The organism is Bacillus sp. CGMCC 1.60114 (assembly GCF_042676365.1).
Classification (GTDB): Bacteria; Bacillota; Bacilli; order Bacillales; family Bacillaceae_G; genus Bacillus_A; species Bacillus_A rhizoplanae_A.
Genome location: NZ_JBHTHG010000034.1, coordinates 1 through 12744 on the forward strand (window position 1 = coordinate 1; position 12744 = coordinate 12744).

Annotated in this window: 14 protein-coding genes and 1 pseudogene; 2 read left to right on the forward strand and 13 right to left on the reverse strand. The window is 34.4% G+C overall.

What is annotated here, in order from left to right; genetic code table 11:
* Both ACFQZ1_RS09735 and ACFQZ1_RS09740 read right to left on the reverse strand, forming a co-directional pair.
* The coding region (locus ACFQZ1_RS09735; RefSeq protein WP_377881919.1) for an IS6 family transposase at positions 1-335 on the reverse strand (335 nt) is incomplete at its 3' end.
* 380 nt (positions 336-715) lie between these two features.
* Positions 716-973, reverse strand: a complete 258-nt coding sequence (locus ACFQZ1_RS09740) for a hypothetical protein (RefSeq protein WP_377881921.1) — start codon at positions 971-973, stop codon at positions 716-718.
* Positions 974-1439: 466 nt separating this feature from the next.
* Here ACFQZ1_RS09740 and ACFQZ1_RS09745 point away from each other — a divergent pair, with 466 nt between their 5' ends.
* Positions 1440-1964, forward strand: a complete 525-nt coding sequence (locus tag ACFQZ1_RS09745) for an O-antigen ligase family protein (protein WP_377881923.1) — start codon at positions 1440-1442, stop codon at positions 1962-1964.
* A 355-nt stretch (positions 1965-2319) separates the two neighbouring features.
* Here the strand turns inward: ACFQZ1_RS09745 and ACFQZ1_RS09750 are convergent, their stop codons facing one another.
* Positions 2320-2532, reverse strand: coding sequence for a hypothetical protein (locus ACFQZ1_RS09750; protein ID WP_377881925.1), 213 nt, complete (start codon positions 2530-2532; stop codon positions 2320-2322).
* A 1729-nt stretch (positions 2533-4261) separates the two neighbouring features.
* On the opposite strand from ACFQZ1_RS09750, the gene ACFQZ1_RS09755 reads away from it, so the two are divergent.
* Positions 4262-4696, forward strand: a complete 435-nt coding sequence (locus tag ACFQZ1_RS09755) for a DUF6526 family protein (RefSeq protein ID WP_377881926.1) — start codon at positions 4262-4264, stop codon at positions 4694-4696.
* A 147-nt stretch (positions 4697-4843) separates the two neighbouring features.
* Here ACFQZ1_RS09755 and ACFQZ1_RS09760 read toward each other — a convergent pair.
* From ACFQZ1_RS09760 to ACFQZ1_RS09805, 10 genes and pseudogenes are all read right to left on the reverse strand, one after another.
* Positions 4844-5032: pseudogene (locus tag ACFQZ1_RS09760) on the reverse strand (IS4 family transposase); the annotation flags it as partial.
* A 422-nt stretch (positions 5033-5454) separates the two neighbouring features.
* Positions 5455-5913 (reverse strand): SRPBCC family protein, encoded by a 459-nt coding sequence (locus ACFQZ1_RS09765; RefSeq protein ID WP_377881928.1) that lies wholly within the window; start codon positions 5911-5913, stop codon positions 5455-5457.
* A gap of 70 nt (positions 5914-5983) precedes the next feature.
* Positions 5984-6958 carry a helix-turn-helix transcriptional regulator gene (locus ACFQZ1_RS09770; RefSeq protein ID WP_377881929.1) on the reverse strand — a complete coding sequence of 325 codons (975 nt, stop codon included), beginning with the start codon at positions 6956-6958 and terminating at the stop codon, positions 5984-5986.
* Positions 6959-7638: 680 nt separating this feature from the next.
* On the reverse strand, positions 7639-7821 hold the full coding sequence (locus tag ACFQZ1_RS09775) for a hypothetical protein (protein ID WP_377881943.1): 183 nt from the start codon (positions 7819-7821) through the stop codon (positions 7639-7641).
* Positions 7822-8056: 235 nt separating this feature from the next.
* Positions 8057-8320 carry a hypothetical protein gene (locus ACFQZ1_RS09780; RefSeq protein ID WP_377881931.1) on the reverse strand — a complete coding sequence of 88 codons (264 nt, stop codon included), beginning with the start codon at positions 8318-8320 and terminating at the stop codon, positions 8057-8059.
* A complete protein-coding gene (locus tag ACFQZ1_RS09785) occupies positions 8317-8988 on the reverse strand; it encodes a hypothetical protein (RefSeq protein ID WP_377881933.1) in 672 nt (223 codons plus the stop codon). Before ACFQZ1_RS09785 ends, ACFQZ1_RS09780 begins: the two co-directional genes overlap by 4 nt.
* A 3-nt stretch (positions 8989-8991) precedes the next feature.
* Positions 8992-9981, reverse strand: coding sequence for an RNA-binding protein (locus tag ACFQZ1_RS09790; protein ID WP_377881935.1), 990 nt, complete (start codon positions 9979-9981; stop codon positions 8992-8994).
* Between the two features lie 170 nt (positions 9982-10151).
* Positions 10152-11423 carry an FtsW/RodA/SpoVE family cell cycle protein gene (locus ACFQZ1_RS09795; protein ID WP_377881937.1) on the reverse strand — a complete coding sequence of 424 codons (1272 nt, stop codon included), beginning with the start codon at positions 11421-11423 and terminating at the stop codon, positions 10152-10154.
* Positions 11410-11835 carry a PadR family transcriptional regulator gene (locus tag ACFQZ1_RS09800; protein WP_377881939.1) on the reverse strand — a complete coding sequence of 142 codons (426 nt, stop codon included), beginning with the start codon at positions 11833-11835 and terminating at the stop codon, positions 11410-11412. Before ACFQZ1_RS09800 ends, ACFQZ1_RS09795 begins: the two co-directional genes overlap by 14 nt.
* Positions 11836-11838: 3 nt before the next feature.
* Complete coding sequence (locus ACFQZ1_RS09805; RefSeq protein ID WP_377881941.1) at positions 11839-12372, reverse strand: sigma-70 family RNA polymerase sigma factor; 534 nt, start codon at positions 12370-12372, stop codon at positions 11839-11841.
* Positions 12373-12744 lie beyond the last annotated feature (372 nt).

Here is a 12744-nt window from a genome sequence, read left to right on the forward strand (position 1 = left end):
TCTCTAGTTTTGCTTAGGTAAAAATCAATCGTGTTCCCTTCAGAATCTACTGCACGATATAGATACATCCACTGTCCTTTTACTTTTATGTAAGTTTCGTCTACTCTCCAGGAGTCATTGGTTCTCCTTAAATACGGACGAATGCGTTTATCAAGTTCTGGTCCATATTTATGAACCCAGCGCATAATCGTAGTATGTGCTACGCATATTCCACGCTCTTCCATCATCTCTACGAGATCACGAAGACTCAGACTGTACCGGAGGTACCAGCGTACTACATGTAAGATAATTTCGGGTTCGTAATGTTTCCACTTAAATTTTGTTGGCTTTTTCATACGGATACACATCCTTTATAGATTGATAATATCAGTATGTTCAAGCTTCTTAGATTTTTTGCACCAGAGCCTTATTATCTCTGTACAGCATTCTTATCAAACTTTAATATTGATTATCAATATTTTTTATAAATTATCGGACTTTATTTCAACCCCACATATAGGGGTGCTACCCTATGGACATTAACTTAAGAAAACGATTGTTTCCCAAAACGAAAAAAATGAGCTGAATTCTCATAAATAACTGTAGAAGGTAAAAATTTCGTTATGGAGGTGTCTCAAAATCTTAGCTTGATGGGTATGGGGTGGGACTCCTATATAGGTCCTTAAGTTTAGTATTTGTAAATAAAAGAAAAAGACTAGTTATTTACTAGTCTTTTTTAAAGAGATAAAATAATAAGCCATATCATAAAAAATGCTACAATTAGTGGAATTATAGATAAAAAGATATGTAATTTTTTATCTAAATGAGTATACTTATGTTTATTAAAAATATATTCTAAGCTAACTAAAATACACACAAATATTAATATAGTTAAAATACAATTTTTAACTATTGGATTATTTGATATTTTATCATATAAAGTAAGACCTAAGAGTACGATTATAGCAGCAATTAGTCTGATATGTTTTACCATAAATTGTCCTCCTTTTTATAGGGTTTTAGAATCCTTACCGTTTTATTTCTCAATCTAAAATTGTATAAAATCTTGCATAAAAAACAGGTAAATATAGGAAAATAATCTATACTATGGTATACTTTAAATGTGAGAAATGTAATTTTGATCCTGAATAAAGTAATAATGTACCCTCTTGGGATCAAGGCATGCATGATATCTCCATGCATGCCTTATTTTTTTGCGCCGAAACCAACCGAATATGCTGTTCTTTTGTTGTTCTGTGGTCGCAATGATTTTCTTTGTTCCTAGGTCCCGCCAACAAAACGCAAATTTCGTACATTAAGAAGGTTCCTTAATTAACTTATATAAATTTAAAATATTTTTAGACTGATATCTATTCAGCATTCAAAGAATAAATGAAAAAACCAATCACTAAAATCACATATTATTTAAGATCGAGAGGACATACAAAGATACAGCATTTATGAAAAACATAACAGTTCACCAAAAAATGGTACAAACTCAAGAATTCAAAGAAAAAGAACAACAATATAAACCAGAACCAAAAGAAATAACAAAAACAGAAGAAAAAAAGAATGAAGTGCAAAATATTATATTTAGTAGTCGCGAATTATTTGTTCAAAATTACATAAAATCCTTTAAAGAAGCTCCAATATCTCAAAAACTATTTGGTATGGGATATGGGGGGAACTACAAAGAAAATCCTAAATTAACTGAAAGAGACTTCCATGATTGGTTCTATGCATTTGGAATTATTGGCTTTATATTTATGATATTGCCCTTTGTTTACTATAGTTTTAAAACCTTATTTTTAATAATTAAAAATTTTAAACAGGTACTTACAATTAAATATTCATTAATTGCAACAGGAATATTATTAAGTCTTGGAATTGCATTTATTTCTGGACATGTATTAACAGCTCCAGCTGTAAGTATATATTTTAGTGTACTTTTAGCAACCTTAATAGTTAGTTTAGAAAATAAATAACTAAAAATTAACAATAAATAATTATAATATTCCTAAATAAACATTTTGTTTTTAATACATAAAAAAATGTTTATTTTACTACCCTAAGGGAATTTTATTTATCTCAAAATCAAAATCTCAATTAAAATTAGTAGTAATGAGTTTTGAAAATCCCTTAGCGTATAAAAACGTTAAAATGTGCGTGCTCCCCCAATCTATCCAATAACAATAATAAAAAGGAGTCAGCTTACAAGCTGGCTCCTTTTTATTAGTTTAATATAAAGTAAATTATCTTCAGAAAACTTATGTATGTTTAGATAAATTTTCTATTTTTTTCATAGTAAAAATATAGAGTTTCAAAAGAAACCTTGTAAAATCAAGTAATTATAGATATTCCTAAGATGATTTTGATTATTTTAACAATAATATTCACTAGATCTGGATGTGTGTTAAGCCAGTGAATAAGAGCACTTAGCCCATTGTCCTCAGCAACAATAAGACTTTTATAGTCAGCTGGATTTAATACTGTACTCAAAACGGGTTGTAGCTTATACCAATATTGTGATAATAATGATGCAATGATTTGCATAAAACCCCTCCTAAATTATTATTATATGATGATTATACCAAAAATATCCCATTAAAACCATTATTTTTAAAAATATACATTTTTTGTATAGAAAAATAGGTATCGGAATACTCTTAGTTATTAAAATCACTTATTTTCATATTGAAGCTTGCCTGAAGTGTTTTTCTCGATTTCGGTCTGTCCCCCTATTAGTTCTTTAAATTTTTTTTAAAAAGTAGAATCTAAACTAAATACCAGCCATAAAACAATAGCCAACATAGTCCATATGATTACTAAAATCACAATCGAAATCATAATATCTTTTAAGGAAGCAAATTTTAATAATGAATTAGAAGTAAATAATCCTTTTATTACATAAAAAATAGTAAACACTAAACTAGCTCCTAAAAAATAAAGTGGATATTTTAAATTAAATCATAAATTCAAAATAAATCGATAATTTATCAAGTAACTTTAGTCACCTATTGCATAATACTCCTTGTTTTTGAGTATAGATACTGGACAATCATGTAAGTCAAAGCAGTAACCTCCAGAAATTTAGCATAACTGCATATAAGTATCACATTACCAAAGTAAAAAATTGTACGCTAAAAATACAAAATTCTATGAAAGTAAACTTTTGAATAGAAGTTTACTTTCATAAAGATAGAAAAAGAAAAAAAGAATCTGTAATAGATTCTTTTTTTCAACATATCTTAAACCAGAAAAATGCTAATACCTTTAAATCTTTGTTAGGGGCAAAGATTTAAAAAAGAGTTTAGCTTACTAATAATTTTACACAAATGGAATATATAATAAATTGATAATATTTATGTTAAAAATTCCCAATATTAAGTTAATTTAATCCCTATTACTCCCATGAAAAAAAACATTAATATAAAATTTTAACTAATAAGTTTTATATTTTTTATTAAGAAAATGAAAGTAAACTTTTTATTATTTGTTTACATTCATTTCCTTGATTTTATTGGGTTTATCGAAATTCACTCATTTTCTCTAAAATCACTAACGAAAATATACATTCAAAATACTATAAGTAAAGGGATTAAAGCACCTGTAAATAAAAAAAAGCTAGATCATTGCTAGCTTTTTTAACAATTATAATTACCCTTAAATATAAAATATTATTGTTGATTTTGTTTTTCTCTTTCACCTACAACCCAAGCTAATAATAAAATAGAGCTAGTTGCTAACAATGCTGTAAAAACTCCCATTAAACATTTCTCCTTTTTACAAACAGAATTAACCATATTATACCATATTAGTTATGCTTACAAAGACTTAGTTACGTTAAATTCGTGGGGTTTCGTCCCCACACGACGAGCCAGCACTTACACCCAAAAACAAGGGAGGAGGGGAATAATAGATATGAAATATAAAAGACCATTGATTTTTATATTACCTCTATACGTTGTTCTTATATATTTTGACTATGTTAATTATAATCAATTTAAATGGGTTGAAAATATTATTCAAACATTGTTTATAGTAATATTTTTTGAGATTGGTATGTGGTTACTTACTACTAACAAAAAATAAAATGAGCTGCCCATATGGACGGCTCATTTACATAATTCTTGTTATCGGAAGTTTTTTATAAACAATCAGAGGAGAACTTGTAGTATGTGTTCCTACTAATGTTGTAGATGCCTCATTTGTGCGTTTGTCGTTGCGTGTTATATATTTAAATGGGAGTAAATAAGATAGATAGAGAATAGGAGGGAAATACATGCAATCTCAAAATTATAAGAACCATACTCGTATGCATCCTGTGTATCATTATGTATTGACACTTTTAGTTTTAGGAACGTTGGTAGGTGCAATTACAAATATGGTCCGCGCTATTAATGCGGGAACTAATATTCTTCAAGCTGTTATTCTTGTATTGATTATGATTATTATCGTTATCGTTGCAGCGCTTGTAAGAATCTATGCACTAAAGGCGCAAGACCGGGCAATTCGAGCAGAGGAAGGCCTTCGTTATTATGTACTAACCGGAAAGTTACTCGATCCCGCCCTCAGTATGGGTCAAATTGTCGCGTTACGATTCGCTAGCGACAATGAGTTTGCAGATTTGTGTAAAAAAGCCTCTGCCGAAGGGCTAAAGCCGGATGACATTAAGAAAGCTATCAAGGATTGGAAGGCTGACCATAATCGCATTTAACTAGAGAAAAAACACGTTAGCATCAGGTTTCTAACGTGTTTTTTAGTGTTAGAATGATTTTTCCACCAAGTTTATCCCATAGTAAACTTCAGTCGATATTCAATCAAGTGAATACACGTAAAACGTACCTAACGAACATTAAGTAAATGTTAAAAAGATTTTAGCAACATTTTGACTCATCCATACACATAAAGCTACTAAATCTTTTGCTTGGTACTTACTGGTTCGTTGTACAAAACCAACATCTCTAGCAAAATCTCGTAGGGTATTTGGGGATAAAAAGCTTTGAATCTCTTGAGCAAATAGTTGTAATTCATCGGATACAGAAATAGACATATACCAATACCATCCTTTCTTTTGATTCTACAGAAAGAATTGTTGGCCTGAAATAAAGTTTAATCAAAAACACTCCACAAACCCATATTATATAGTAAATAAGAATAATCCATTTTGAAAAAAGATTAATCAAAATGAATTATTTTCTAGCAGTTTTAAGTTATAGTTTTATTAGAAAGTTTGATAATTTTCTACCTTCGATCTTCCAAAATCTCGCCCGATGGTTGAGAAAATATATATATTTTCTCAAAGAGATTAGTTATATAGAAAAATTCTAGATCACGGTTAAGTTTTTTAAGTCACATTTAAGTCGTTTACTTCACAATTAGTGAGCTAGACTAAACAACATAAATCTTAAAACACAAATTTGTTAAGGCGTTGTGCTCCACTACTCCCTTTCTGTTAAATCATTTGTGACGGACCTATGAACCTTCACCAAAGTCTAGAGTACTTCCTGTTTCTACTAAAGTCTTTGTATTATTTAAAATCATCCACCAGGCTTTGTTGCTGTTCTCATAATAGGGATCACCTTCTTTCCACTGGTCATGAATGAGTGTCAATTTCGTGCATGAGCCAACAGGCTCTAGAATATAAGAAATTCTTGACTCAAATGCATGATCATCTTTCATATAAGACTTTCCAGGATAGTGAGTAAATCGAAGTAACTGATTCGGTTCATATTCCAATACGTTTCCGTATACATGCACCGTTTCATCTCCATCTACTCCAGGACCGACATACTCCAAGAGATGGCCCACTTGAAATGTAGATTTAATGACGGACCCATAATAAATTTGTTTTGTACCCTCAGGAGAGATTAATGCCTTCCAAACTTCCTCTGGTGTACCTGCAATATAAAATTGATACATCAAATCCTTCATGATTTTTATGCCTCCTAAAAATTTAATTCTGTACATGTACATTATAAAAAAACTTCACTGACAATTACGGTCAGTGAAGTGAAGTATTTTTATAATGATTGAATAATTCAAAGCTGATAGTTGCCAATCTTTCCTGTAATAAAGTTGGCTCCAGGATGGTAATAGATTTACCATAAGGAAGAAGAAAGTAAGGTACAAAGGTATGAATAGACTCTTTATCAACCTTAAAAAGAGCTTGATTGTTTTTTCGCTCTATTAAAGCATGACTAAATAACCAATGCTGACATAAATCATCAAGCGCATGTGTCTTGCCTTTGATACGGACAGAAATGAGTTTTTCAAGTTGGTTTGAATCAGGTAAAATGTCTTTTAGAAAGAAAGAACGTGCTGAAAATCCCAAGGGTCGGTCAAATTTTTTATCTGTTCTGGATAATGATTGAATACGATCGATTCGAAAACTTCGAATTTCTTTACGCAGATGGCAATAAGCCACTGTGTACCACTTACCTTTCCAATAAACAAGGCCATAAGGATCAATATGGCGTGATTGTGGTTCGATTTCCCCATCCTTACGATAAATAATAAATAACCTATAACTTTCGGCAACAGAAATTTCTAAATCTTGAAGAATAGATTTCAAAGACGGTTCGGCAGTGGGATGGATGACCTCAAACCCTCTTAAATGACGATTGATATGATTCAGTTGTTCCTCGTTTGTATACATTTTTAATTTAGAAATTGCTTCATCAAGCGTTTCACTAAAGGGATACCCTGCATCTATTGCAAATTTTGCAGCATGAACAAGCGCTTTCTGCTCATCCTGGTTAAAAAACAAAGGTGCCTTTGTAAACTCATTCAGTAAACTGTACCCACCATTATGTCCTGCATCTGAAATGACTGGTACTCCACTTGCACACAGAGCATCAATATAGCGGTACACCGTACGGATACTGATTTCTAATTCCTCTGCTAACTCCTTAGCAGTCATTTGGTTCCTCGTTTTGAGGAGCCATAATATAGAAAGCATATTAACCATTTTAGACATATGTAGGCATTCCTTTCTAGAATATTTATGATAAGCATTCTGCGGTAAAATATTAAACTTATTGAAAAGTCTAATTGTAGATGTCAACATATGTGTAATATGACCATTTCTTTAATCACCTTACAGAGCCATTCTACATTATTATAAAACAACCTGTTTCTCTATTAATCATATTCTAATTATACAATTTGGTCCGATTACGGAACAACTCTATTATCACTCAATAATTCCCTAATCCACCTTTTAATTCAGACGTGCTTTTCCTTTCACTATAAAAACATCTCTTTAGATAGCTAAATTCAAAAGGGGCAAAGTATCATAACTTTTTTGCAAACATCGCATCTTTTTTAGAAACATTGTGACTTTATTTTAAATCCACAGGAATAGCCTATTTTTTCATTTTAGGGGGTATTTCTTTTTATTAGCTTGATAGCGATGTGGTGGTACCCCTTTATAACGAATCTATTAGCTAACGTATGTTTAACAAAGATAGAGGATGGACATACTAATACTGAAATAAATGGAAGATCCCTATATATGTACTAAATTACTTAGTAAGAAAGAATAGTAAGTTCTAAAATGAGACTTCCATAAGTGGGGATATTGCTGTCCGTTAATGCGGTATAATCCTAAGTAAAAAAATAAGTGACTCCAATTAGTTATGAAGCCACTTAGTCTAATCACATATTTTCTTTGGTTGTTTTTATCAACTGCAGTAATATTGCAGCACCAGTTATATTCAGTACAATGCTTGTCCCAAGTGAAACTGCCCATAAAACAGTCGGTAACGATACTGCTAATGATAAAAGTAAGAATACCATACCTACTGAAACAAAAATAAGACCTAAAGACATTTTGTTCACCCTAAACACCTCCCAGGCAATTATAATTAAACAGTAATTTTTCACCTCTGTAATACTAAAGATACATAATTAATCGCAATATAGATATATTTAAATTATTAAACAATAATTGTGAAATTTTGTATTTAAAATACCTCCTAATTTAATAACAGCAGCATTCATTTATCAAGACCTAAAATACAAAAAACCGCTTGTTATCACTGGATATTTTGCCAACAACAACAAACGGTTTAATTTAGTTAAATAGAGGAATGTGAATTTGTTTTAATTCACATTCTGCCAATGGATCAAAGAAAGCATTGCTTAATCCTTGTTCATGTAACACTTCACCGATACATAGACGAATATTAACTGTCTTCAAGTCTAGCATTAACTCTCGGTTCAAATACTTCGCCTTTTTGATTGTAGGTACATAGATCACAAGAGCAGCAGGATTCACTGGATAATCAAGTACAACTAGATTTTTACCTTTTTGTACGAATTCATCCCAGGCTTTCATGATGGATTTAATACGCGTTCAATTACAGAGTACACAATAAAATTGATTTCATTGTTTTTTTTCTGCTTTACACGAAAACTGAAAGACGATGGAAGCAGTCCGTGTGTTAACTTTGCGTGCATGATATGGTCTTGGTATCTAGGTTGGTTTCGCAAATGACACAGCATATCGATATCCTGCCAATATCTTAAATGAACGTACTTACCATGCTTTTCAAAATTCTTCGGATGGTAAAAGTACTTCTGTCCACACCAGTACTTTAGGAGCTGGTAGCCATACTCTGTAATGGTAAAAGCACTTTCCTTGTATGAAGCAGCTTCTTCTGATTCTTCATCCTGCCGAATTTGAATTCGCCATTTTTGAATAATCTGATAATAATCAAGTGTTTTCAAAATGCGACTCATCGCCTGCCGATTTAGTCTCTTTTTCATAAAAAAGAGTAATTGACTATATCTTACGCTAACATGTTCTCCTATGAAATAAAGGACCATCCAAGCTTCATCTTCTTGCAGGAATGAACGAATGGATACCAATTCATTACTATGTGAATATCTATATTTCTTACTTTTATCGTGTAGACGGAATATAGATAATCTCTCTAATTCTTCTTCCGACAATAAGTGTAATGAGGGACAATACACTTGCGGCTGCTCTGCAATTACTGTCATGGCCTAGTAACGGAATATTTCTAGAGTTTTCTTCTGCCCTTGCGGATAATTGATAATGCGTACAGTCCCTCGTTTGTTCTTCTTATCGATTGATAGTAATTCACAAGTCACTAATGTTTTATGTTCTGCATCTAATACAGTAGGATCTGTTACTCCTCTTCCTTTTAAACCTTTAAATACAATACCAGGGGCTACCTCAACGAAAATCCCTGCGATTGGGTCTACTTGTTGAATCTTTCCGATGAAGCGGTCTTTTCTCTTTTGGATAGAAGATAGCTTTTCCATAGGATCTTGCTCTAAAGCACGTTTATTCCCTACAAATAAGTAGCTATCTTCTCTTTCGACAGCACGGTCTATAATGATTTCTACTAATTCACCAATTGAAATAGAAGCAGCAGTTGTGTATGAGTATGACCATTTATCAAATGGAACAATCGCTTGAACACCCTTAAGTTCAATTAATACATAACGACGGTCTTCATTAACGCCAACAACATGAGCAGGATATACTTGTTTCGCTTTTGCAGTTGTTACTTCGTCATATAATGATTTCGATAGTGCTAACTCCCCTGCTTTAATAGAAACAATCGCAATATTGCCTTCCTCTGTCTTTTGGAAGTGCTCAATTACAAATGGCTTTTCTCTACCTACTAACCATTGCGGATTTCGTGGAACGCGAATACCAGCTTCATCAATTGGGCAATATGCCGTTGTGTGTTTACCAATTTGAAGCGTTAAAACAGGAATACGTTCGGACCCACGCTTTGTAGGGAACAGTTTTTCAGAAACTTGTGTTACTAAACCTTTACCAACGCTACGATTACGTTTCATGATTACTAATTCTTCTAATTCATAAGCACGAACGCGATTATAGTCAATTAGTTCTTCTTCTTTTTCTACTGCTTTGTTACCCTTTTCTTCTTCCTGTAACACCGTATCTAATAAGTCATCATTAACATTTAATTCTACTTCTTGAGCATTTAATTTCTCCATTTTACGTCCTCTTACTAATTTTTCCCAGTAAAAAAAGGACACACCTATCGCGTATAAACGCAGTAGGTGTGTCCTTACATGCAATTACTATATTTAAGTATTAAGATAAAACTAATATAAAATAACAATTGGGAATTGGCAATATAGTAGTTTCATTCCATTTGCTACTGTTATTTGCTTGTAACTGGAACAAGATGTCTGCGGCGGCAAACGCTCAGCACGATACCGAACAGAAAAGCATCCAATATGGCAGAGGTAAAGCCATAGCTGACAAACGGCAAGGTTATAGAGGTTAACAGGAAAAATCCTGCGATCATGCCAATGTTGTACAGATACTGGACAGCGAACATAGTAAGAACTCCAATCAGCAGCTGTCTGCCAAAGCTTGTTTTTGTCTGCCTGAGCACAGCTGTCATCCGTAGCAGAAGAAGAATCAGCACAGCGACAAGCAAGCCTGTCACAATCCAGCCATAGTAGTGGGCGATGTTCACCAAAACAAGCTCCCCGGCCGGTGCCGGTATATATCCGGAGTAGGAAGAGGTACCAAACCAGCCTCCTGCAGCCATTAATTCTTTAATTTTCAGGTACATAAAGCCGCCCCCTTGCGCATGTGCTTCCGGATGCAAAAAGGCAAGGATGCGCTCTTTTTGATAAGAGGCGCTGTGCAGCCAAAAAAGAAAAGCGGCAATGATACCCAGTCCACAGACGGCAGCAACCGTTGGATACATCAGCCTCCGTCCTATGCTGCTTCCGAGGAACATGGTAAACACAACAACACTATAAATCATAGCTGCTGTCAGATTCGGCAGAGATATATAGTAATACACAGTGACCAGATAGATAGAAATAACAGCCCATAACTTCGCATTGTTTTTGGCAAGATAGGATGCCCAAAATAGACAAAGGAAGGGCAGGGCAGCGTCGCTGGAGATAACACCAACACCAGGAATATACATGTAAGGTTGTGCCCGTATCGTTGTGTAAGGAAAATAGGCCAGTACAACAAGAATCCCTAGTCCAATGACGAGGAACCACCAGCTGTGCCGCTCCAGCTTTCGGTAGTCCACCAACATCATCACAACAGCTACAGTCAAGGAAAGGGCGATATGCAAGATTCGCCTTGAAATTATGCCTGGATATACCCCCTGTGCGTTCAAAAGCGGCAGTAGTCCCATTGCAAACGCCAATACGCACAAACTAATCAGCATCCAGTCTATCTTGGGCCGATACAGCTTGTTAAACTGCTTGCCAAGCTCAATCGGATTCCCCATTTGCCGGACAGCCCTTTCCTCTGCTTCCGCTTCCGACATCCCTTTTGCCAGCATCTGTGCCTTGGACCGAGATAAATGATGAACCAGTTCCATTCGGACAAAGTCCTTTGCCTCCTTGGACTTAATATGCTGCAGCACCGTTTTCAAAAAACTGTCCTTATAGCTGTTCATGTAGCGACCACCCTTCCAGCAGCTTTTGCAGAGCAGCGCCGACATTCGCTTTTTCAGCTGTTTGCAGCAGCTTGCACCCTTTGCGTGTAAGAGAGTAATATTTGCCTCCTGTTTCTGTCCAACGGGCCTGCAACTGTCCTTTTTGCTCTAAATGATGCAGCAGCATATACAGACTGCCCTCATTATTTTCAAACGCCGCAATACCTCTGGCGCATAAAAGTGTATGTAACTCATACCCTGTTTTCTCCTGTGCAAGCAGCTGCAGCATGGCAATTAGTATGTCTTTCTCTGTCTTCTCGCTTATTCGGTTTATTTTTTGTTGAATCTGTTTCCGTTGCTGTTCTGAGAAGGTAATCTGATTGAATGCATGCTGCTTCATGGCTTTTTTCAAATGCTTGAGACGCTCTTCCATACCTCAGCCCTCCAGACTTTCTTTTAATAGAACCCTTGCCCGCTTCAGCCGGGTTTTCACAGTATTTTGATTCAATCCTGTCACATAAGATATTTCCTTAATAGAGAGATCCTCATAATAATGAAGATAAATAGCTTCCCTATAGGGAGCATACAAGTTCATGACGGCTTGAGCGAGGTGCTCCTGCTCGTCTTTGGCGACAACCTCGTTTTCTACCGCTTCTCTCGTACTGGCAGCTGCGCCAGCATGCTCTTCTGATATAAAAATATTTCTGTTATACCAGCTTTTCAGGTAATCTTTGCAATGGTTAATGGCAATTTGCCAAAGCCACGTTTTAAATTTCGCTTTCCCATTATACTGGTGCAGCTTTTGGTAGCATTTTATAAAGATCTCCTGTGTTAAATCCTTCGCAAGCTCCTGGTTCTGTACATAGGAGTACACCAGTTCTAGTAGAGCTTGTCCATGCAATTCCATAGCTTGACTGATGACAGCTTCATGGTTATCGGACATGAGTACATTTGCAACAGCTTCTTCCATCCTTCCAAACCCCTTTCCATATAGTTAGACGATTCACGAAGGAGTTTGGTTTCCTTGTGTTTGCAAATATAGCAATTAACCTAGCGAAATAAACTGCTGTGCTGCAAAACAATAGAACTGAGCAACTTCTACAACATCTTCGTTTTAGGGTGGTTTTGAGTTTTTAGCTTGATAGCGATGGGGTACATCCAGCATTTTGGAAAACCCCCACGCTAAGCAGTTTTTGATATAAAAATAGGTAGTTTTAATAATGCTAGGAGCATGTAGGATCTTATACAATTTTTGGGCTAATCCAGTAACAAACGGGAACACAAAAAACCATACCAGTACGGCATTGTATAAAACCCTGCATATTTCATACTATCAAAGAAT